Annotated in this window: 19 protein-coding genes and 1 riboswitch; of the genes, 15 read left to right on the forward strand and 4 right to left on the reverse strand. The window is 54.4% G+C overall.

The window, feature by feature from the left end:
* Both FDM28_RS13285 and FDM28_RS13290 read left to right on the forward strand, forming a co-directional pair.
* A complete protein-coding gene (locus FDM28_RS13285; protein WP_138515855.1) occupies nucleotides 1-507 on the forward strand; it encodes a peptidylprolyl isomerase in 507 nt (168 codons plus the stop codon).
* Nucleotides 508-521: 14 nt separating this feature from the next.
* The gene (locus tag FDM28_RS13290) at nucleotides 522-1310 is read left to right on the forward strand and encodes a UDP-2,3-diacylglucosamine diphosphatase (protein ID WP_240792004.1); all 789 of its coding nucleotides are present in this window, start codon (nucleotides 522-524) and stop codon (nucleotides 1308-1310) included.
* Here FDM28_RS13290 and FDM28_RS13295 read toward each other — a convergent pair.
* Nucleotides 1297-2928, reverse strand: coding sequence for an HD family phosphohydrolase (locus FDM28_RS13295; RefSeq protein ID WP_138515859.1), 1632 nt, complete (start codon nucleotides 2926-2928; stop codon nucleotides 1297-1299). The genes FDM28_RS13290 and FDM28_RS13295 overlap by 14 nt on opposite strands.
* Nucleotides 2929-3010: 82 nt before the next feature.
* Entirely contained in the window at nucleotides 3011-5737 is a 2727-nt protein-coding gene (locus FDM28_RS17975) for a DUF349 domain-containing protein (protein ID WP_138515861.1), read from the reverse strand.
* Between the two features lie 492 nt (nucleotides 5738-6229).
* Between FDM28_RS17975 and FDM28_RS17685 the strand changes: the two genes are divergently transcribed.
* From FDM28_RS17685 to FDM28_RS13355, 12 genes are all read left to right on the forward strand, one after another.
* A complete protein-coding gene (locus tag FDM28_RS17685) occupies nucleotides 6230-6406 on the forward strand; it encodes a hypothetical protein (protein ID WP_170211761.1) in 177 nt (58 codons plus the stop codon).
* Between the two features lie 225 nt (nucleotides 6407-6631).
* Nucleotides 6632-7450: a lytic transglycosylase domain-containing protein gene (locus tag FDM28_RS13305; RefSeq protein WP_138515863.1), complete on the forward strand. Its 819-nt coding sequence runs from the start codon at nucleotides 6632-6634 to the stop codon at nucleotides 7448-7450.
* A gap of 35 nt (nucleotides 7451-7485) precedes the next feature.
* Nucleotides 7486-7615, forward strand: a riboswitch (ZMP/ZTP riboswitch).
* A 44-nt stretch (nucleotides 7616-7659) separates the two neighbouring features.
* Nucleotides 7660-8904: a serine hydroxymethyltransferase gene (gene glyA, locus FDM28_RS13310; RefSeq protein ID WP_138515865.1), complete on the forward strand. Its 1245-nt coding sequence runs from the start codon at nucleotides 7660-7662 to the stop codon at nucleotides 8902-8904.
* Nucleotides 8905-8921: 17 nt separating this feature from the next.
* The gene (gene nrdR, locus FDM28_RS13315; RefSeq protein ID WP_138515867.1) at nucleotides 8922-9371 is read left to right on the forward strand and encodes a transcriptional regulator NrdR; all 450 of its coding nucleotides are present in this window, start codon (nucleotides 8922-8924) and stop codon (nucleotides 9369-9371) included.
* 115 nt (nucleotides 9372-9486) lie between these two features.
* A complete protein-coding gene (locus tag FDM28_RS13320; RefSeq protein ID WP_138516308.1) occupies nucleotides 9487-10062 on the forward strand; it encodes a GspH/FimT family pseudopilin in 576 nt (191 codons plus the stop codon).
* Between the two features lie 7 nt (nucleotides 10063-10069).
* Entirely contained in the window at nucleotides 10070-10564 is a 495-nt protein-coding gene (pilV, locus tag FDM28_RS13325; RefSeq protein ID WP_138515869.1) for a type IV pilus modification protein PilV, read from the forward strand.
* Nucleotides 10561-11643, forward strand: coding sequence for a prepilin-type N-terminal cleavage/methylation domain-containing protein (locus tag FDM28_RS13330; RefSeq protein ID WP_170211763.1), 1083 nt, complete (start codon nucleotides 10561-10563; stop codon nucleotides 11641-11643). The genes pilV and FDM28_RS13330 overlap by 4 nt, the downstream gene beginning before the upstream one ends.
* A 5-nt stretch (nucleotides 11644-11648) precedes the next feature.
* Nucleotides 11649-12161 (forward strand): pilus assembly PilX family protein, encoded by a 513-nt coding sequence (locus FDM28_RS13335; RefSeq protein ID WP_138515873.1) that lies wholly within the window; start codon nucleotides 11649-11651, stop codon nucleotides 12159-12161.
* Nucleotides 12162-12179: 18 nt separating this feature from the next.
* A complete protein-coding gene (locus tag FDM28_RS13340; RefSeq protein WP_138515875.1) occupies nucleotides 12180-16415 on the forward strand; it encodes a pilus assembly protein in 4236 nt (1411 codons plus the stop codon).
* Nucleotide 16416: 1 nt separating this feature from the next.
* Nucleotides 16417-16833: a type IV pilin protein gene (locus FDM28_RS18135; RefSeq protein ID WP_138515877.1), complete on the forward strand. Its 417-nt coding sequence runs from the start codon at nucleotides 16417-16419 to the stop codon at nucleotides 16831-16833.
* A gap of 37 nt (nucleotides 16834-16870) precedes the next feature.
* The gene (ribD, locus tag FDM28_RS13350) at nucleotides 16871-17986 is read left to right on the forward strand and encodes a bifunctional diaminohydroxyphosphoribosylaminopyrimidine deaminase/5-amino-6-(5-phosphoribosylamino)uracil reductase RibD (RefSeq protein WP_420853028.1); all 1116 of its coding nucleotides are present in this window, start codon (nucleotides 16871-16873) and stop codon (nucleotides 17984-17986) included.
* A 53-nt stretch (nucleotides 17987-18039) separates the two neighbouring features.
* Nucleotides 18040-18669 carry a riboflavin synthase gene (locus tag FDM28_RS13355; RefSeq protein WP_138515882.1) on the forward strand — a complete coding sequence of 210 codons (630 nt, stop codon included), beginning with the start codon at nucleotides 18040-18042 and terminating at the stop codon, nucleotides 18667-18669.
* Between the two features lie 65 nt (nucleotides 18670-18734).
* On the opposite strand, the gene FDM28_RS13360 is transcribed toward FDM28_RS13355, so the two are convergent.
* Nucleotides 18735-19388 (reverse strand): trimeric intracellular cation channel family protein, encoded by a 654-nt coding sequence (locus tag FDM28_RS13360; RefSeq protein WP_138516310.1) that lies wholly within the window; start codon nucleotides 19386-19388, stop codon nucleotides 18735-18737.
* Nucleotides 19389-19438: 50 nt separating this feature from the next.
* A complete protein-coding gene (gene rpiA / locus FDM28_RS13365) occupies nucleotides 19439-20128 on the reverse strand; it encodes a ribose-5-phosphate isomerase RpiA (RefSeq protein ID WP_138515884.1) in 690 nt (229 codons plus the stop codon).
* A gap of 66 nt (nucleotides 20129-20194) precedes the next feature.
* On the opposite strand from rpiA, the gene FDM28_RS13370 reads away from it, so the two are divergent.
* Nucleotides 20195-21274: a quinone-dependent dihydroorotate dehydrogenase gene (locus tag FDM28_RS13370; protein WP_138515886.1), complete on the forward strand. Its 1080-nt coding sequence runs from the start codon at nucleotides 20195-20197 to the stop codon at nucleotides 21272-21274.
* The last annotated feature ends 39 nt before the right edge of the window (nucleotides 21275-21313 follow it).

Raw genomic sequence — 21313 nt, forward strand, 5'->3', positions numbered from 1 at the left:
ATGAGCAATCCCCAAGTTGAACTGCACATTGCCACTTACGGCGTGATCACCCTTGAACTCGACCAGGACAAAGCGCCCAAGTCCACCGCGAACTTCTTGGCGTATGTGAACAAAGGCCACTACAACAACACGATTTTCCACCGTGTCATCCCCGGATTCATGATCCAGGGCGGCGGCATGGAGCCCGGCATGGCCCAAAAGCCCACGGATGCCCCCATTGAGAACGAAGCCCAAAACGGCTTGAAAAACGCGGTCTACACCGTGGCCATGGCGCGCACTGGTGACCCCCACTCTGCCACCGCCCAGTTCTTCATCAACGTGGCAGACAATGGCTTTTTGAACCACACGGCACCCAGCCAGCAAGGTTGGGGCTATGCCGTGTTTGGCAAAGTGGTGTCCGGTACCGACGTGGTCGACAAGATCAAGGCCGTCAAAACCGGCCGCAAGGGCTTCCATGATGATGTGCCAAAGGAAGACGTCATCATTGAAAAGGCCGTGGCCCTCTAAAGCCCACACTGCCAGTGGAACTGCAAGCCCACAGCCACTGGCGGACGGTGGATGTAATTTCCGACATCCACCTGCACCCTTCCGAGCCGCTAACCCATGCGGCTTGGGAGCGCTATCTGCAGCATTGCCGTGCAGATGCACTCTTCATACTGGGTGATTTGTTTGAAGTCTGGGTGGGAGACGACGTTCTCGATACCGTAGACGGCTTTGAAAACCAGTGCGCAAACAGCCTGCGCGTGCTGTCCCAACGCACCGCGGTGTACCTGATGCACGGCAATCGCGACTTCTTAATGGGTCCTCGCTTGGCTCATGCCTGTGGCGCAACGCTGATTCAGGACCCTTGCACCCTTCAACTCGGCAGGCAACGCTTGGTGCTCAGCCACGGGGATGCGCTCTGCCTGGATGACACTGATTACCAACAGTTCCGGGCAACCGTGCGCACCGACACGTGGCAACATGCATTTCTAGCCCGGCCTTTACCAGAGCGTCAGGCCATCGCCCGAGAAATCCGTCAACGCAGCGAAACGGCGAAATCCAGCCAACGCGAATACGCAGATGCCGACACGGAAGAAACCTTGCGCTGGCTACACAACGTTCAGGCGCAGACCCTGATCCACGGCCACACCCACCAACCTGCCACCCACGCCTTGCCGGGCGGGCTGGAGCGCTGGGTGCTCAGCGACTGGCATCTGGATGGTGCCGCCCGCCGGGCCGAAGTGCTGCGGCTGCAATGCACACCGGAAACAGGCGCAGTCGCCATACGCCGGTTGGCGCCCGACGCCTCTGAAATTACTTGCTGCTAGCCACCGCAGCGGACAAAGCCACGTCATCGATCTGCCAAGGGTCCAGGAACTGCTCTGCATAACGCAGATAGACGCGCTCGCGCACGAACACATCGAACAGATCCGGGTCGATATGGCCACCTTGGCGGAATTTCTCCATGATGTCCATGGCCTGCGAGAGCTTCATGCCAGGTTTGTACGGCCGGTCTTTGGCCGTCAAAGCTTCAAAAATATCGGCAATCCCCATCACGCGGGCCTGGACCGACATCTGCTCCCGGGTTAATCCCTTGGGGTAGCCCTTACCGTCCATACGCTCATGGTGGCCACCGGCGTACTCCGGCACGTTGCGCAAGTGCTTGGGCCACGGCAACTGTTCCAACATTTTGATGGTCGCCACGATGTGGTAATTGATGACCTCGCGCTCTGCGGCCGTCAAGGTACCACCGCGGATGGTGAGGTTTTCCATCTCGTCCGCCGACAAGAACTCGGACTCCACACCTTCCGGGTTTCGCCAGGTTTTTTGTGTTCCAATCGTCCGCACCCGCTGCACCGCGTCGTCATTCAAAAACTCGCTGCCCTTGTTGGTGTGGCGCAAGAACGCACGCTCGTCGTCCAAGGCATCCATATCAGCCCGGGCCTGCGCCATCAGTGCAGCCTCCGCGCCGGGGTCCTGGGATTCCCGCAAGGCCAGCTGGGCGCGCAAGGCCTCAATCTCCCGGTCTCGCTTGAGCACCTCGTAACGGGTATCGATCAATGCAATGCGGTCAAACAGGGTTTGCAGCTTGGTGGCTTTGTCCACCACATGGACCGGTGTGGTCACTTTGCCGCAATCGTGCAACAGGCCCGCGATCTTGAGCTCGTAGCGGTCCCGGTCGTCCATGTGAAATGCGGCCAATGGTCCATCTGTGGTGCGGTTCACCGCTTCAGCCAGCATCATGGTCAGCGCAGGCACCCGCTCGCAATGCCCGCCGGTGTAGTGCGATTTCTCGTCAATCGCCAAGTTGATGAGGCTGATAAAGGACTCGAACAAGGACTCCAACTGGGTCATCAAGCCGCGGTTGGTGATGGCAATCGCCGCCTGGGACGCCAAGGACTCTGCGAGGCTCTGGTCCGTGTCGCTAAAAGGACGCACCAAACCGGTTACGGGGTCGGTGGCATTGATGAGCTGCAGCACGCCAATCACATCGCCCTCGTGGTCCTTCATGGGCACCGTGAGAAAGGATTGCGAGCGATAGCCGGTGCGCTCATCGAAGCGTCTTGTGCCGGAGAAATCGAAGTTCGCAGCCGTGTAGGCATCCGCGATATTGACTGTCTGGTTGTGCAGCACCGAGTAGGCGGCCACCAGCGAATCGTTGGGAGCCCCCTCCGCATTGCGCAGAGGCAGATCAGGAAAATCAATCGGCTTGCCCGAGGCACCGCCCATGGCCATGTGCAGGGAGTCAGTGCGGATGATTTCAAACCGGAGGGCCTGACCATCATCGGTAACGCGGTACAAGGTCCCCGCATCGGCATGGGTAATGGTCTTAGCCGCAACCAGTATGTTGTCCAGCAGCCGGGTGATATCCCGCTCGCGGGACAAGGCCGTTCCAATGGCGTTGAGTTGCTCCAGCCTGCGCAGCAGGTCTTCGACTGAGTCCATGGCTATCCCTCGGTAAGTACGCCCTCCCTCAAGGGCCGTGCCGATTGTTCCACAACCGGCACGGTTTTCAAGCCGGGCCGCCTTATCGCTTGAGCAGCACCTTGAGCACGTTTTGCAAACGGCGCGCCTGAGCGGCATCGAAATCAGCCGCTAGCACTTGGGCGGCATCTTGCGTCCAGGTTTGGGCTGGCGCCGGGTCGTTGCGGCGGGTCAGCAGCTTGAGTTGCAAACCACGGCGCGCATCCAGGTGCTCTGCCGGGGTGGGCACTTCGGCCGCCATTTCCAGGCGCAACAGGCTTTCCTGCGCGACTTCGGGTTTCACTGTGGCGCCAGTGCTTACCGCCTTGCTCCATACGGGACGGGCTTGCGCAGCGGTACGGCCACCCAACTCTTGGGCAGACGGCAACAGGTTGGCGTCACGCTTTTCCCACGCAGTCAACAAATGCACCAAAGCCTCACCATGGGCTTGCGCGGCGAGCTTCTTCAGAGCTTGCTGGGCGTTCTCCAGGGCATCGCGCTGGGCACGGAAAGCCGTATCACCCAAACGGGGAGCGCTTGAGTGCGGCGCGCGTTCGCGATCGCCAAAGCCGCCCCGGTCGTCGCGGCGGGGGCCACGGTCACCAAAGCCAGGCTTGCCGGCATCGCGCCCGTCACGCCCACCGCGACCGCCGTCTTTGCGGTCATTCCACTTGGAAGCACGGGGGTCCGCCGGTGTTTCTTTTTTCATACCCGGCCGGTCATCGCCGCGCACGGCCACCACCGGTTTGGGTGCAGGTTTGGGCGCGGGCACCGGCTCAGCAGGCGCAGCCTCTGCATCCGGTGCAGGTGCCTCTGCTACATTTTCAGGAGCTGCTTGCGCAGAATCCGCAGGCGCTAGAGCCTCATTGGAGGCTTGAACTTGAACTTGTGCTTGGGCGGCCTGCTCACTGGCACCCACTGCCGCAACATCGGCTTGTGCCTGGGCTTGGCCGTGCAATGCGGCGTCCAGAGCAGCCATGGCGGCACGAATCGCCTGGGCATCGCCAGAGGCGTTGGCGGCCTCCAGAGCTTTGGCAGCATCCAACACGGTGCGATCGCGCGCACCCAAAGCCGCCTCGGCTTTTTCGCGCTCGGCACTCTTGCGGTTAAAAGCTTCGTCAATCGGCTTGCGGAAGGCATCCCACAGCTTTTGCTCCTGGCGGCGATCCACCGGAATGGCGTGCGCCTGAGCTTGCCAGCGTTGCTGCAAGGATTTGACGGCATCGATGCGCAGCACCGGCATAGCGCCGAGCTGCTTGGCCTCTTCGATCATGGCGTGGCGTGCGGCCAGGCTTTGGGCTTGCACCGCCTCCAAAGGCGCTGCTGCCTCTGCAAAAGCTGTCTTCCAGAGCGGTTGGAGCTCGGCAAACATCTTTTCACCGACGTGCCCGGCTTCACGCCAGCGGTCTGCGAACTGGTGCAGGATGCGGTTAAAGCCCTTCCAGTCGTCATCCAGGGCCGTGCGGTTGGCAGCGGCCCAGGCTTTCACTTCGTCAATCAGCGCCAAACGCTGGGCACGGTGTTCAGCGGATTCGGCCTTGACCTTCTCCAACCAGCCCTCGACTACTTTGTAGGCCTCGTTGCATGCTTCGTCAAAGCGCTTCCACAGCGCATGGTTGGGCACGCCGCCTTGGTCGGTTTGCTTCCACTGGTCGCGCAGGGTGCGCAAAGTCTCTTGCATTTTGCGGCCACCAATGGCCTGCCCGTCGGGGCGTTTGAGCAAGGCTTCGGCCTTGCCGACCAGCTCTTCACGGATTTGGTCGGCGCGCCAGCGCTGCCAGCCTTCCAACTCGCCAGCGGCAGCCAAAGCGGCATGCGCTTGGATTTCCAGCTTGGCGTCAATCAGTTTGCCAAATTCTTTGAGCGCATTGCGCAAGCCCGCTGCCGCACCTGCGCTGGCCTTGCCATGGCCTTCGCCCACTTCTTGTTCCACCGTAGCCAAAGCCGCCTTGACCGCAGCATTCGCTTTGGCGCGCAATTCCGGGTCCACTTTGGGTTTGTTGGCTTTAGGCGCCGTTTCCAGCGGAATGCCACGGGCCACGCGCAGCTCATCAGCCCACACGGGCACGGGGGGCAAGGGTGCGGCGGCGTCCTGTGCAGCGGCAACCGCCAAGGCCAAGGCCGCTTGGAAGGCATCCCAGACCACCAGCAACTGGCCTTTGGATGCATCCAACAAGGCGGGGAACTTCACATCCACACTCACCCAATTGACGTTGGAGACCAAGCCCTCGGCCTGTGCTTGCCAGTGTTGCACATCCGCACGCAAGGCCTCCACCGCGGCTTGGGCATCTGCCAAAGGTTTGGTCGACAGCACTTCAATCCGCTGCGCCAGCAGCACAGCGGCTTCGCGCTGCACCTGCACTTGGTGTTGCAGGTCTTCAATGCCACGCACGCGCTCGGAGAGCTGGGTCTTGATACTCAGCAAGGGCTCTTTACTCAGGGGAGCCCCCGCCTTGGCGGCATCGCGCTGCCAGGCAAGCGCGTCTGCAATGTTGAGCTTGGCGGTGTCGATCAGGGCCTGGGCTTTGGCAGCCCACTCGGCGGCGAGCACCTCTTGGCCTTTGGCGCGGCGCACTTCGTCCAGCTTCTCGCGCACCAGCTTGGCGGCACCCTTGTCTTTGACGCTGAGTTCCTTGAACACATCCGCCAAGTGCTCGTGGGTGGGCTGGGTGAGCAGCCAGTCCCGGATGCGGGAAGCCCGCTCCCCTGCCGTGGCGGCGGTGAAGGCACCGGCGGTCAAGCGGTCAAGGGTGGCGATATCAGTGGATTTGGCAGAAGAGTTCGACGTCACAGCAGGCTCAGAAAGTAGGTGGTATGAATTAAGCAACCGCGTATTTTCGCTGGGAAATGCCCTGCCACCCGATGTTTTTACGGAGCAGCGCGCTCCCGGACCGCGCGGGCGCGTATTCAGTGCGCCCAAAATACATCAAATACGCTTGCAGCCTACGTTTTATATGCGCATGCAGCTACAAATTACATAGCAAACCTGCCAAAGGCCAAACTACGCTCAAGCGTGATGCTTCTTGGAGAACACCAGAGAAGCGTATCTATATATAGAGAGCTCCTCGCCGTATCGAGCCGGCAAGCCCCCAAAAGAAAGCCCGGTGTGTCAGCCAACATGGCCACACACCGGGCTCGATGGCGACCCCGAGGGCCATGCCATCTGTTTCGCCACCCGGTGAGCGCGCTGTCATCGGGTGAACTGAGAGCAATAGATTGCCCTCGATCAAAAACCGGGGCCGCTTTATCGCACCGTCGCGGTGGACTGGCTACTGCCGGTTTCATGCCTGCAACTGCAGGTTCAGCAACTCTAGATACGCGCTCGGACAAATACCAAGACGCAATTTCTATGACGTTGAGGCTTTTGATTGAAGCGCCCGAATACGTCAATCCGATGACGCGCACGCAGGTTTCCAGAGGGAAAATGGCAAAAATCAAAACTGTCAAGCATATCGATTGAATTTGATATGGTTGACTTGACATATAAAGCCCCCCTAGAATCCGCCCATTCTCAAATCCCACCTAGGGATTACCCGCCCCGCTGCCGAACCCGGCATATTCAAATCGCTGCACATGTCGAGACGACGCCGCAGGATATTGATAGCGTACCAACCCAAACGAGGTGACTGAACTGCAGGCTTTACGGAGCTGGCAGCCAAGCCTCCCCGCCTAAGAAGGAAGAGCTATGACAGCGACTACCCACTTTGCCAAAGGCCTTCGCACTGTTGCGAACGATATTGCCCAAGGTTTTTTTGAAATTACACACAACGGCTTCGCCCTTCTGGGCTTGGCAGTGATGTTTGCCATCATCACGATGGTGGTTCGCCCTGAAATCCGTCAGGAAACCGAAGTGCGCCTCATGGGCTGGTTACAAGACCGCCATATTCAAACCACCGGCATGGTGGAAGAAATGGATGCCGTAGAGCGTGCCACAGCCAGCAACCCCAAGGATTTGCCCAAGCAGCAAGCCGCCGTGGCCTACTGGCTGAGCAAGAAATACAACGTGGCCCCTGAGCCGCTGAGCGCCTTGGTGGCAGAGGCCTATGAAACCGGGCAACGCTCGAAACTGGACCCGACACTGATTCTGGCCGTGATGGCGGTGGAATCAGGCTTCAACCCCTTTGCGCAGAGCCATGTGGGCGCGCAGGGCTTGATGCAGGTCATGACCAAGGTCCACAGCGACAAGTACGAAGGCTTTGGCGGCAAGCTGGCGGCGTTTGACCCTGTGTCCAACCTGCGCGTGGGCGTCAAGGTACTCAAAGAGTGCATTGCACGGGCTGGCTCCATTGAGGGTGGCCTGAAATATTACGTAGGTGCAGCCAATATGGAAGCCGATGGCGGCTACGCAGCCAAAGTACTGGCAGAACATGGCCGCTTGCAAAACGTTGCTGCCGGCAAGCCCGTGCCCATGGCAACTCCTGTTCCCGTAAAAGCCGCAACACCCGCGGCTACCGACACGGCCCCCGCAGCAGAGAATGTGGCGAGCCTGTTTCATACATCCTGATCCTCACAACCGGGGTACGCGCCTCGGTTAAACTCTCACCTGCACGCAACTGGCGATAGGCGTCAACACCCGAGCGGTGTTGCTCGCTGACGTGGGACACCACTGGGAAGCGTGCCGCAATGCCATAAAGGCATTTGCGATCAGCCGTTCGCCTGGGCAGCCCTGTAGTCCTTGGTGACCTACAGGCCCAAATTCCTTGAAGGACTGCCATGTACGACCGCAACATTCTTGTTGAACAAGCCGACCCCGAACTCTGGACCGCCATCCTGGCCGAAAACGCGCGCCAGGAGCACCACATTGAGCTGATCGCCAGCGAAAACTACGCCTCCCCCGCCGTCATGGCCGCCCAAGGCAGCCAGCTGACGAACAAGTACGCTGAAGGCTACCCCGGCCGCCGCTACTACGGTGGCTGCGAGCACGTGGATGTGGCTGAGCAACTGGCCATCGACCGCATCAAGCAAATCTTTGGCGCTGAAGCCGCCAACGTGCAACCCCATTGCGGCGCATCGGCCAACGAAGCCGTGTTCCTCGCTTTCTTGAAGCCCGGCGACACCATCATGGGCATGAGCTTGGCCGAAGGCGGCCACTTGACCCACGGCATGCCCCTGAACATGAGCGGCAAGTGGTTCAACGTGGTCTCTTACGGACTCGATGCCAATGAAGCCATCGACTACGAAGCCATGGAGCGCAAGGCCCATGAAACCAAGCCAAAATTGATCATTGCCGGCGCCAGTGCTTATTCTCTTGCTATCGATTTTGAGCGCTTCGCCAAGGTTGCCAAAGACGTGGGGGCCATCTTCATGGTGGACATGGCGCACTACGCCGGCCTGATCGCTGCAGGCGTGTACCCCAATCCGGTACCCTACGCCGATGTGGTGACCTCCACCACCCACAAGAGCCTGCGCGGGCCCCGTGGTGGCATCATCTTGATGAAGGCCGAGCACGAAAAGGCCATCAACAGCGCCATTTTCCCCGGCCTGCAAGGTGGCCCCTTGATGCATGTGATTGCCGCCAAGGCTGTGGCATTCAAAGAAGCATTGACGCCTGAGTTCAAGGCCTACCAACAGCAAGTGGTGCGCAACGCCAAAATCGTGGCAGAAACCTTGACAGCACGCGGCCTGCGTATCGTTAGTGGCGGCACTGAGAGCCACGTGATGCTGGTGGACCTGCGCTCCAAGGGCATTACCGGCAAAGAGGCGGAGGCTGTGCTGGGCGCTGCCCACATGACCATCAACAAAAACGCCATCCCTAACGACCCCGAAAAGCCCATGGTGACCAGCGGTATCCGCGTAGGCACCCCCGCGATGACCACACGCGGCTTCAAGGACGAAGAGGCTCGCGCCACTGCCAACCTGATTGCCGACGTGCTGGACAACCCACGCGATGAAGCCAACATCGCGGCGGTTCGTGCCAAGGTGCATGCGTTGACCGCTCGCTTCCCTGTTTACAAGTAAGCAAGAGTCATCCCTCGATGAAGTGCCCCTTCTGCAGTCATTCCGAAACCCAAGTGGTGGAGACGCGGATTTCTGAAGATGGGGACTTCATCCGACGCAGGCGCCAATGCGGCTCCTGCGACAAACGGTTTACCACCTACGAGCGGCCGGATGTGAATTTTCCGGCCATCGTCAAAAAAGACGGCCGCCGCATAGAGTTCGAGCGCGCCAAACTGCTCGCCTCTATGAACCTGGCCCTACGCAAACGGCCGGTGAGCACCGAGCAAATCGATAGCGCCATCGAGCGCATCGAAGAAAAACTCCTCAATCTGGGCCTGCGCGAAGTCCAGAGCACCCGCATCGGCGAACTCGTCATGCGCGAACTCAAAAAACTGGACAAGGTCGCCTACGTGCGCTTCGCCAGCGTCTACCGCAGTTTTGAAGACATTGATGAATTCAAGACGCTGGTGGATGAGGTGAGCAAGTAAGTTAGATCAATCACCGCTTGTCCATTCATACGGACCGTGCGGCTCTAAAGCACTTGCACACCAGTTTCAAGTGCAGAAAATACTTCGATATCAACATCTTGTTAAGCGCGCAGCGATGAATAAACAAAGTGGAGTGACACTAATTGAGGCGATGGTCACAATAGCGATTCTAGCAATTGTCACGTCCATTGCTACGCCAAGTTTTCTCGGCCTTATTGCATCTTCAGAACTTTCAAGTACAACTAATGATTTAATTACCGCAATTGCCAAAACTAGAAACCAGGCAATTAGCACCGGAACTAGAGTAAGTATATGCAAGAGCGCTGACGGGACGCAGTGCACCAATAATGGTAACTGGGAACAGGGTTGGATTTCATTTATTGACACCACACGAGCCGGAAATACAGCAGCAATAGATGCTGGCGAAAAGCTTATCTCAGCTTCACAAAACACATCCTCAAGGAATATATTAATTCAAGGTGATGCCAATTTGATTCAATATATTTCATTTGGATCGGACGGCACAGCCAAAACCATGGGAGGAGCACCTCTTGTGGGGACTATACGCGTCTGTTCTACAAGCACATCTCTTGGCGATTCGAATAGAGCGAGGGACATAAATCTAACATTTACAGGTCGAGCTTCTGTAGTGAAAGTTAGTAGCAACTCAACTTGTGCAGCACCAACATAATATCAACATGAAGAATACTCCAATTTTCGCGCATCAAAGTCAAAGAGGCGCAACAATGATTGAGATATTAGTCTCAGTACTTATTTTAACAATAGGTACTTTAGGAATGGCGGGGCTGCAAATACGTGCAAACAAAGGAAATATAAGCGCCAACCAACGCACTCAAGCGGTAGCACTATCATATTTTATTATTGAAGCACTCAGGGTTGATAAGAATAACGCCAAGGCACTCACCTACAACACTGGTACTTTAGAATCCAACGGAAACATAAACGGTAGCATCTGTAATCCCACATCGATAACAGGAACAGATCTTGCCGACACAAACCAAAAGGCTTGGATTGAAGCAATAAAGGCAAATATAGGCACTGCCGACGATGCAACGTCATGCGGAGCGATCTACTGCGACGCCACTGGCCAATGCAAAGTAAGAGTTATTTGGGATGACAGCAAAGCCGGTGGACTCGGAAGCCAATATATCGAGACAAGAGTACTACTGTGAAAAAAAACAAGCAATCCTTTCCAAGAAGAAGACAAAGAGGCTTCACATTAGTGGAGCTGATGATTGCCTTGTTTCTGGGAATACTAATCATCGGCGCTCTTTTGACTTCACTACTCTCAAACAAAGACAGCTTGCGAGTATCAGAGAACTTAGCACGCATGCAGGAAAATTCCAGATTAGCACTCGAGCTAATGTCGCGGGATATACGAGAGGCAGGGGAAAACCCATGTGGTGCCAAATTGATGGCGAACGTGATTCGTTCTGGCGGAAATATCCCCTGGTGGGCATCGTGGGGTGACGGTGCAATCCAAGGATTTAGTGGCGCCACCGATACCACATCAATAGTCCCGTTCGGCACTGCTGAAGGATTGAGAGTTAACGGTACAGCCGCCATCCTTGTCTTACAAGCCGGGGCCGCAGAATCAAACGTCACTGCGCACAACACCGGTAGCACAGAGATTACCGTTATGAATGCCAGCAATTTCGTAGCTGGCGATATATTGATGTCGTGCGATCTACAAGGAGCGGCAATATTTCAAGCAGGCACTGTGGATAGCGCAACGAATGTAATTAACTATGACTCAAGTACAGCTACGCTTAATTGTGGTAACGGTCTAGGCTATCCAACCACCGTTGCTTGTACTACAACGACCCTTAGGCAGTTTAGCACTACAAATGGAATAGTCACCAAGCTCGTTCCTACATTTTGGTACATTGGAAATAACTCCACCGGCGGAAGAAGCTTATATCGAACTCAGATTGCCAGAACTGTTGTTGGTGGTGCAACCCAGATAACTAACAATAGAGATGAAATTCTTAATAATGTAGTCGAAATGAATCTTTCCTATCTAAAGAAAAATTCAACGACAGAAACTCTCGCTACAACTTGGGTTGATGCAGATGACTCGGAACTTGCAGTTGTCGCAGGAGGATGGGGCGAACTCAATCCTAATCAGGTTGTAGCCGTAAGGACTGAAATTAAGCTTCAAAGTGAAGAAGTCGTATCAGCTTCAAACACAAAACTAGAGCGAACGCTCCTTTTCATTTCCTCCCTACGGAGCAGAGAAACTCTGTATTAATTTATATGAATAGTAAATGTTCGCGACAATCCGGTGTAACTTTGATAATTAGTCTTATCCTGCTTTTGGTAATGACTATTTTGGGCATGACTGCCATCAGGTTGGTGAATTCTGAAGAAAGAATGGCAGCCAATACATATGACAGAAGTTTAGCATTTCAAGCTACTGAATCTACGTTAAAGGCCATTGAAGACTTGATTGAAAGCGAAAAACCGCAACCTACATCGGGGTGTGCAACAGTTAGCAGTTTAATGACATGTGCAGCACCAGCGTCAAGCAGCACGCCAAGATGGACTGATACAACCTTCACGTCTTGGAGCAATGCCACAACTGTAGGCTCAGGTACTTTAGCTATTACGCCAAAGTATTTTGTCGAATATTTAGGCGACACATTTGCTTGCAGACCAGGAGATCCAAGCGACCCGAATAACTGCAAGCGATACAGAATTACTGCAAAAGTAGATGGCGGCGGCGGACGAGCAGCAGTAATGCTGCAGTCAATATACGCCACCGACTAATTAAAGACGAGGTTTATTATGAAATTTAATGAGTTAATTGAAAAACCCGCAAGAACTGCTTTACTAATAACAACGGCATTTGTCTCAATAGCAACTTCAGCAGTAACAATTCCAAATACACCTTTACTGACACAAGTAACAGCAAAGCCTATGGTGATGCTGATTGCTGGACGCGATCACAAACTGTACTACGAATCCTATAACGATACATCAGATATCGATGGAGACGGTTCAATTGATATTCGATTTAAACCATCCATTACTTACTACGGATTATTTGAATCAAATATCTGCTATACCCACAACGACAAATCTGATAACGATGGGCTATTTACCCCTAGCTCCACCGCAGTAAACGGAAAATGCTCCGGAAAATGGTCTGGAAATTGGCTGAACTATCAAACCACTGCTCGTATTGATGCCTTGCGAAAGGTGCTTTACGGAGGATATAGAGAAATAGATACAAATTCGCAAACCATCCTCCGTCGCTCATACATTCCACAAGACGCACACTCCTGGGCAAAAGAATACAAAGACGTTGCAACAGATGGATATTCAATCGAAGATTTTACGCCCTTATCTCTCCCAACAGGAGGCAAACGGCATCTGTTTGGCAATTTAACCTCTAACTCATCCACTAACTGCGCCACCTTATCTGACTGTAGTAATCTACCGCCATGGTTATCTGTTGTGGAAAATACCAATAAACGAGTGTGGGAATGGGCCTCAAAGGAACGCCCCGTCTTGGATGGTACACACGGTGGGACAAGAAAAAATAGAACTGTACGTGTAGATGTATGCACAAGTAGTTTTAATACCGGCTGCAAACAATATGGCTCCAACTACAAGCCGACAGGTCTTTTGCATGACTATGGCGAGAACGACTCTATGCTGTTTGGTCTGATTACTGGTAGCTATGACAAGAATATGTCGGGAGGACTTCTGCGACAAGTGGTTAAATCATTTTCCGCAGAGGTTGACACTACAACGGGAATATTTACAAGCAGCGCCTTAATCGTTAAAACCTTTGATAACTTGAGAATAAGAGACTTTAATAATGGCCGGACAGATCAAGCCTATGCTGGCGGTTGGCAGACTAATTCAGCAATGACAGAGGGAAAATTTCCTGATTGGGGCAACCCAGTTGGGGAAATGATGTATGAGGGCTTAAGGTACTTTTCTGGAAAAGGAAGTGCTACTGGTGCATTTCAATCATCCTCAGATACAAAAGATTCTAGTGTCGGCCTTACCCGAGCCACTTGGGATGACCCTTACAGCAGTTCAAGCGCAGCTAGAGCTCCATGGTGTGCTCGTGCGAACTTTTTAACGATTTCTGATATCAACCCATCGTTCGATTCCGACCAACTTCCTGGCAGCTATTTCAACTCCTTCTCAAGTGACTTATCTGGTTTAAATGTAGGTACTGAGGCCGACACCATTACTTCTAACGAAACTGGAATCACCGGTAGTAGGTTTATTGGGCAGTCGAAAACTGTAGCAGACTCTGCGCCGACAGCGAAAACAGTTGAGTCACTGAAATCCATCCGAGGCCTGGCGCCAGAAGAGCCCACCAAGGAGGGTAGCTATTATTCCGCTTCCGTTTCTTACTATGCAAAGCGCTCAGATATTAGAGCTGACTTGCAGGGGAAGCAGTCCATCGATACTTTTAGTGTTGCATTAGCTTCACCTCTTCCAAAAATCGAAATTGCGGTCGCAACTGACAAGAAAATAGCACTTGTTCCATTCGCAAAATCAGTACTCGCGACAGATAGAAAAGGTGGCTTTCAACCAACCAATCAGATTGTAGATTTTTATGTTGACACCATTGCCAATTCAGGCACCGGCGATGTCAATACCACAATTAATGGTGGAAGATATTATGCGAAGTTTCGAATCAATTATGAAGATGTCGAACAAGGCGCAGACCACGACATGGACGCCATAGCTGAATATGAAATTAAGCTTAATGCCAACAACTCGTTAACTGTTAAAGTAACACCTACTTATCAAGCAGGTGGTGCTCGTCAGAACATGGGCTACATCATTTCTGGCACTCAAAATGATGGTGTTTATCTGGTTGTTCAAGATGAAACCGTCGACATCCCTTACTTTTTGAATGTTCCATCGGGTAAATCACCGGGATACTGCGATGCATCACCCGTACCTGCAGATTGCAATCAACTTCCAACAATTGGAAGTTTTGATGAGCGCACATTTGCAGCATCCACATCTGGTTCCGCAACCTTGTTGAAAGATCCGCTGTGGTACGCTGCCAAATGGGGGGGATTCAATGATAAAAATAATAACAACAAACCAGATTTGCAAACTGAATGGGACTCCGACGGTGATGGCGTTCCTGACACTTACTTCTTAGTTCAAAACCCATTACAGCTGAAAGACACAATTAAAAAAGCTTTTGATGCGATATTTAAGACCAACTCCAGCGCTAGCAATGTAATCGCAAATAGCTCAAGCCTCAGCACTACAGCGCGAGTTTTTCAGGCACGTTTTGATGCCAACTACTGGTCTGGCGATCTTGTCGCGTATCCAGTTACTGGTTCTGGTGTAAGTACGAATACAGAATGGGAAGCTTCTACGAAGATTCCAGACAGTAGCGTCCGTAATATTTTTGCAAGAGCAGGCGCGAGGACCACTTATGGTGCTTCAAACGGAGTTCCATTTATTTGGAACTCCTCTTATCCCGGAGTTTCAGCCGCATTCACAAACCAAAGTACCTTCAATTATATTCGAGGCGCACGAACAAATGAGGTCCAAAATGGGGGGGCGTTAAGAGATCGTCCCGGCCACGTTTTGGGCGATGTAATCCACTCATCTCCATATTATCTAAAAGATACCGATTTGATATATGTAGGAGCAAATGACGGGATGCTCCATGCATTTAGTGCTAACAGCGGCATTGAGCAGTATGCTTTTATTCCGCAGTCATCACTTTCGCGGCTTAAAAATTTAGCTTCACCACAGTACACCCACGATTACTTCGTAGATGGTGATATTGAAATCACATCCCGATCCACAGCAACCGATAGCAATAACTATTTGTTTGCAAGTTTGGGCCGTGGCAGCAAAGGGTTATTTGCAATAAATGTAACAAGCACAAGTGGTTTTGATCAAACCAAATTTCTTTGGGAATACACGCCTGCCGCCAGTACAACCGCAAATTCTGACGACGACTTAGGCTACATGTTGGGCAAGCCACAGTTCGTTAAGCTAAATAACGGAAAATATGGCGTCCTAATGGGTAATGGCTATAACAGCACAAGTGGATTGGCTGTGTTGTACCTTTTTGTATTAAACTCAAATGGCTCTATCAACCAAGTTAAGAAATTGGCTACGACAGCCGGATCTGATAACGGTCTTTCGAGCCCCAGTGGCTACGATACTAATGGAGATGGAACAATAGATATTATTTATGCGGGTGATCTCAAGGGTAATGTTTGGAAATTTGACGTAAGTTCAACCGACTCTGATTCCTGGGCTATTGCTTTCAGCGGATCACCGTTCTTTGTTGCCCAAAATAGCTTGGGTCAGCGTCAACCAATTACATCCAAAATAACTTCAAACATTAATGATCTAAATGGTGATGTGAACCTAGGAAAACGATTTGTGTTTTTCGGCACTGGCTCCTACTTTGCTTCGACTGATCCTTCGAATACAAATGTGCAATCTTGGTATGGACTAATTGACGAAGGTACGAAGATAACTAGTAGGACTCCCCTCAGACAGCGAACTATCTCCGCATCTTCTACACTGGCCGGCTACACTGTCCGAACTTTCTCACAGCAAACTTCTGGAGATATGTTGAATAAATCGGGCTGGTACATCGACATGACGCAATCTACTGGTGAGAGATTCGTAACTGAATCGGTTGTATATAAACTTGCTCTTCCAGCTTTGATTGCTAGTTCAATGATTCCGGCAGCCAATGATCCCTGCACTGCAGGGGGTACCGGTTACCTGAATTTTGTGAATCCATACTCTGGTTCTGCACTTTCTGTAGGAATTATTGATGTTACAAATAATGGACAATTTACTGATGACAGTGTTAGCGGAACATATGTAGGATCGATTGACCTCGGAGTTGGAATTCCAAGTTTAGCTACTCGAGTTGGTAATAGATTTGCGGTGGGAGGCTCTAATCCTGCTGCTGACAAGCGTGTTGAAGACATACGCGTAAATACAGGCATAACACCTGTCAAGGGTCGAATTTCTTGGCGTGAAATTATCAAGGATTAAGATGAAATCAAAATCTAAACCAAATGGATTTACGCTAATTGAGTTAATGATTACTGTAGCGATAATTGCAATCCTTGCAGGTATTGCACTACCCTCCTATGACTCTCACATTCAACGCACTAGAAGAGCTGCTGCGGCATCCTGCCTTATTGAGTATTCTCAATCGATAGAGCGATCGTATACTACTAGTATGAGCTACGCATCTGCCACTTTGGCAGCGAATAATTGTTCATCGCAAGTTAGTTCTTCCTACACGTTTTCATTCGGGGCCGGACAGCCAACCACATCTACATTTGTGATTTCAGCCGTACCGATTGGCTCACAGCTTAGAGATACAGGTTGTGGTACTTTGGGAGTTAATGAGATAGGTACCAGAACCGTGACGGGAAATAAATCTGTTCTTGAATGCTGGAAGTAAGTTGGTGAAATTTGATTTTCTTAACGAATCGGAGCACATTCAAAGCTCACTTCTTCTCGCTGCTAAGTCACTCAAGTTGACTAGTCCGAATCCACATGTTGGATGCTTTATTGCCTCAACTTCTGGCGGTTTCATTGGTCGGGGTCATACCCAACAAGCCGGCGGTCCCCACGCGGAGGTCATGGCCCTGCGCGATGCTGCGGCCAAGGGCCATTCTGTCGTCGGTGCCACCGCCTACGTCACCTTGGAGCCATGCTCCCACCATGGCCGCACCGGCCCTTGCTGCGATGCTTTGATTGCCGCGGGCATCAAAAAGGTGGTGGCCACCAACCTCGACCCTAACCCCCTAGTGGCTGGCAATGGCTTTGCCAAGCTGCGGGCTGCAGGCGTAGAGGTAGAGGTGCTGACACCAGATCATCCTTTGGCTATCCAGTCCCGCGAGCTGAACATCGGTTTTTTCAGCCGCATGATCCGCAAGACGCCTTGGGTGCGCATGAAAGTGGCCGCTTCGCTGGACGGCACCACAGCTCTGGACAATGGCGCCAGCCAGTGGATCACCAGCCCTGCGGCGCGTGCTGATGGCCATGCGTGGCGTGCCCGGTCCTGCGCCATCCTCACCGGTATCGGCACGGTGCTGGCAGACCGCCCGCGGCTGGATGTTCGCTTGGTGGATACCCCCCGCCAACCTCACTTGGTGGTGGTAGACAGCAAGCTGGAAACACCCTTGGATGCTCCTTTTTTTATAGCTGGTCGCGCAGTCTATATCTACGCTGCAACCATTAATGATGCTAAACGCACAGCCCTGGAGGCCGCAGGAGCCACGGTAATACATCTCCCCGGCACCGATGCTCACGGACAGCCGACCGGCAAGGTGGACCTAGCTGCCATGCTGGCGGATCTGGGCCGGCGAGAGATCAATGAGTTGCATGTAGAAGCGGGCTTCAAACTCAATGGGTCGCTGGTACGTGAGGGCTTGGTAGATGAGTTTGTGGTCTATCTTGCGCCCAAGTTGCTGGGCCAAGGTGCGGGCATGTTCCACATCGGCCCCTTCACCGAGCTCGCCCAAGGGGTGGAGCTGGAATTCAAATCCACCGAGATGGTTGGCCCTGACTTGCGTGTTGTCGCACGGGTGCAGGGGCGCGACCAGTTTTAGGGCTTAGGGGCGGGGTGCGCTATGCCCTGCCCTTTCCCTGCGAAAATGCGCGCATGTTTACAGGCATCATCACCGGCATAGGCCGCATTTCCGCCGTCCAGTCTCTGGGCGAATCTGCAACCCATGGCAAGCGCCTCACGATTGAAGCGCCCGCTGGCTACCTGGACGACGTGGGTTTGGGCGACAGCATCGCACTCAATGGCGCCTGCATGACCGTGACGACCTTCGATGTGACCCAACAGCAGTTCACCATCGACATCTCCGCCGAATCACTCGACAAAACCGCTGGGCTGGATGCCTTGGGTCCTATCAACCTAGAAAAAGCGCTGCGCGCCCATGACCGCTTGGGCGGGCATCTGGTCTCCGGCCATGTGGATGGCATAGGCACCGTCAGCCACTTTGCCCAAGTGGGTGAAAGCTGGGAACTGCGTGTGTTGGCGCCCGTGGCGCTGGGCAAATACCTAGCCTACAAAGGCTCCATCACCATCAATGGCGTGAGCCTCACGGTGAACCGGATTGCCGATGTGGCGGGCGGCTGCGAGGTGAGCATCAACCTGATTCCCCACACCGTGCAAAACACGGCGCTGCACACACTGGCGGCGGGTAAAAAAGTGAACTTGGAAATTGACCTGATTGCGCGCTACGTAGAGCGCATGATGACGGCACCCGCTGCGCAGGGCTAATCACCGACAGGGAACCCGCGCACACCACTGCGCTCAGGTGTACACCAGCGTGGTTTAGGGCCGCATTAATATGCGCCGGAGCGCCACTCCGGCAAATTCCAGCCGCGTAGCACCGTGAGCACACGCAATACGGTAGTCACGCCTGCGGCGGCCAGCGTGGCGGCCCACAAGGGCCACGCCAACTGATACGCCGCCACCATCACCCAGCCACCCGCGAATGCACATACCGCGTAAGGCTGGTGATCGCGGAAGGCGCGTGGAATCTCGTTGCACACCACATCGCGCATCACCCCACCAAACACGGCGGTCACCATGCCCATGAGCACCGCCACGATGGCCGGCATGCCCATATCAAGCGCAATGTGGGTCCCGCCGGAGGCAAACAGCCCCAGCCCCAAGGCATCGGGCCATTGCATGGCACGCTCAGTGGGCTCGAAATGGCGGGCTCGCAGAAACAGCATGGCTGCGGCACAGAGCGCCATCAACACCCACAACCACGTGGCATGTTCCACCCAAAAGAAGGGGCGCCGGTCCAGCAGCACGTCGCGCAACGTGCCTCCGCCAAAAGCGGTCAAACCAGCCACCACACATACGCCAACGGCGTCGAGCCGCTTGCGGGCGGCCTCCATGAGGCCCGACACGGCAAACGCCACCGTGGCCGCTGCCTCAATGGCAATTTGCGTGTTGGAGAGCGTGAGCACCTCGGCCAGGTGAGTCATCGCCATGCCCCGCACTCCTCGATAAAAAATAGGCTCAGAACGCCAGCGTTTTATTGAAACGCAAGCGTTTTCACGCCGCTGGCAGTGCCCAGCAGGCACACCTGCGCGCGCTGGTAGGCAAACACGCCCACCGTCACCACGCCAGGCCACTGGCTCACCTCGGCTTCAAACGCCAGTGGATCGGTAATTTCTAGACCGGTCACGTCCACGATGTATTGGCCGTTGTCGGTCACCAGCGGCTTGCCGTCTTTCAAGCGGATGGAGCCCTTGCCGCCTTTGGCCGCAAACTGGGCGATCACGCGCTGCGTCGCCATGGGGATAACTTCCACCGGCAAGGGGAACTTGCCCAGCGTTTTCACCAACTTGGACTCGTCGGCAATGCATACGAACTTGGCGCTTTGGGCGGCCACGATCTTCTCGCGCGTCAGCGCCGCGCCGCCGCCCTTGACCATGTTGCCGGCACCGTCAATCTCGTCGGCACCGTCGATATAGACCGAAAGCTTGTCCACCTCGTTGCTGTCAAACACCTTGATGCCTAGCGCCTGCAGGCGCTCGGTGCTCGCGACGGAGCTGGACACGGCGCCCTTGATCTGGTCCTTGATGGTGGCCAGCGCGTCGATGAATTTGTTCACGGTGGAGCCGGTGCCCACGCCCACGATCTCGCCGGGCACCACGTACTGCAGGGCGGCTTGGCCGACCAAGGTTTTGAGTTCGTCTTGGGTGAGTGCGGGTGTGGTCATGAGGAAAGCCTGAAAGGTCCTGAGGGACAATGGAGGGAGTTGAAATCTGAAAGCAGGAATTATCCGATGTCTCTGGTGCCCTACGCCCTCGCCCGCCGCGTTTTGTTCAATCTGGACCCCGAAGTCGCCCACGACATCACCATGGCAGGCCTCGCCGCCAGCCAAGGCAACCCTCTCAAGCTGGCCTACTGCAACAGCCGGGTGGACGACCCGGTGACCATCGCCGGCTTGAATTTTCCTAACCGCGTGGGTATGGCCGCCGGCCTGGACAAAAACGCCCGGTGCATTGACGGACTGGGTGCCATGGGCTTTGGCTTTGTGGAAGTGGGCACCGTCACCCCCTTGGCCCAACCGGGCAACCCCAAGCCCCGCATGTTCCGCCTGCCCGAAGCCAACGCGCTCATCAACCGGCTGGGCTTCAACAACCATGGCCTGGATGCCTTCATTGCCAATGTGCAGCGCTCCGCCCTGCGCCAGAGCAAAAATCCGTCGCTGTTGCTGGGCCTGAACATTGGCAAAAACGCGGCCACGCCGATTGAAAAAGCCACCGACGACTACTTGATATGTCTGGATGGCGTGTACCCGCATGCGGACTACATCACCGTCAATATCTCCAGCCCCAACACCAAGAACCTGCGCAGCCTGCAAAGCGACGAGGCGCTGGACGCCCTGCTGGGCGCCATTGCCGAACGCCGCGAACAGCTGGCGCAAAAGCATGGTCAGCGCAAACCCATCTTTCTGAAAATTGCCCCCGATCTGGAAGCTGACCAGGTCGCCGTGATCGCCGCCACCCTCAAGCGCTACGGCACCGATAGCAGTGGCAAAGTCAACAACGCCTGGGGCGTGATTGGCACCAACACCACCTTGTCTCGTGAAGCCGTCAAAGGCATGCCACATGCCGAGGAGATGGGCGGCCTGTCCGGCGCGCCGGTGCTGGAGAAAAGCAATGCCGTCATTGGCCAACTGCGCGCAGCGTTGGGCAAGGACTTCCCCATCATCGGCGTGGGCGGCATCATGAGTGCGGCCGATGCGGTCAGCAAAATTCAAGCGGGTGCGGATGCGGTGCAGATCTACACCGGCCTGATTTATGCCGGGCCACAGCTGGTGAAAGATGCGGCGCTGGCCCTCAAAAAACTAAAGAAATAGGCCGCTAGCGCCCGCATTCTGTGCGCAAGCAGCTCCTTT

The sequence above is a fragment of the Rhodoferax bucti genome (assembly GCF_005876985.1).
GTDB classification, from domain to species: Bacteria; Pseudomonadota; Gammaproteobacteria; order Burkholderiales; family Burkholderiaceae_C; genus Allorhodoferax; species Allorhodoferax bucti.

Excerpts from the sequence above, each read along its gene's own strand:
- FDM28_RS13285 (WP_138515855.1), top strand. The coding sequence starts at position 1 with ATGAGCAATCCCCAAGTTGAACTGCACATTGCCACTTACGGCGTGATC.
- FDM28_RS13295 (WP_138515859.1), bottom strand. The coding sequence starts at position 2,928 with ATGGACTCAGTCGAAGACCTGCTGCGCAGGCTGGAGCAACTCAACGCC.
- FDM28_RS17685 (WP_170211761.1), top strand. The coding sequence starts at position 6,230 with ATGCCTGCAACTGCAGGTTCAGCAACTCTAGATACGCGCTCGGACAAA.
- FDM28_RS13305 (WP_138515863.1), top strand. The coding sequence starts at position 6,632 with ATGACAGCGACTACCCACTTTGCCAAAGGCCTTCGCACTGTTGCGAAC.
- glyA (WP_138515865.1), top strand. The coding sequence starts at position 7,660 with ATGTACGACCGCAACATTCTTGTTGAACAAGCCGACCCCGAACTCTGG.
- nrdR (WP_138515867.1), top strand. The coding sequence starts at position 8,922 with ATGAAGTGCCCCTTCTGCAGTCATTCCGAAACCCAAGTGGTGGAGACG.
- FDM28_RS13320 (WP_138516308.1), top strand. The coding sequence starts at position 9,487 with ATGAATAAACAAAGTGGAGTGACACTAATTGAGGCGATGGTCACAATA.
- pilV (WP_138515869.1), top strand. The coding sequence starts at position 10,070 with ATGAAGAATACTCCAATTTTCGCGCATCAAAGTCAAAGAGGCGCAACA.
- FDM28_RS13335 (WP_138515873.1), top strand. The coding sequence starts at position 11,649 with ATGAATAGTAAATGTTCGCGACAATCCGGTGTAACTTTGATAATTAGT.
- FDM28_RS13340 (WP_138515875.1), top strand. The coding sequence starts at position 12,180 with ATGAAATTTAATGAGTTAATTGAAAAACCCGCAAGAACTGCTTTACTA.
- FDM28_RS18135 (WP_138515877.1), top strand. The coding sequence starts at position 16,417 with ATGAAATCAAAATCTAAACCAAATGGATTTACGCTAATTGAGTTAATG.
- FDM28_RS13355 (WP_138515882.1), top strand. The coding sequence starts at position 18,040 with ATGTTTACAGGCATCATCACCGGCATAGGCCGCATTTCCGCCGTCCAG.
- FDM28_RS13360 (WP_138516310.1), bottom strand. The coding sequence starts at position 19,388 with ATGACTCACCTGGCCGAGGTGCTCACGCTCTCCAACACGCAAATTGCC.
- rpiA (WP_138515884.1), bottom strand. The coding sequence starts at position 20,128 with ATGACCACACCCGCACTCACCCAAGACGAACTCAAAACCTTGGTCGGC.
- FDM28_RS13370 (WP_138515886.1), top strand. The coding sequence starts at position 20,195 with ATGTCTCTGGTGCCCTACGCCCTCGCCCGCCGCGTTTTGTTCAATCTG.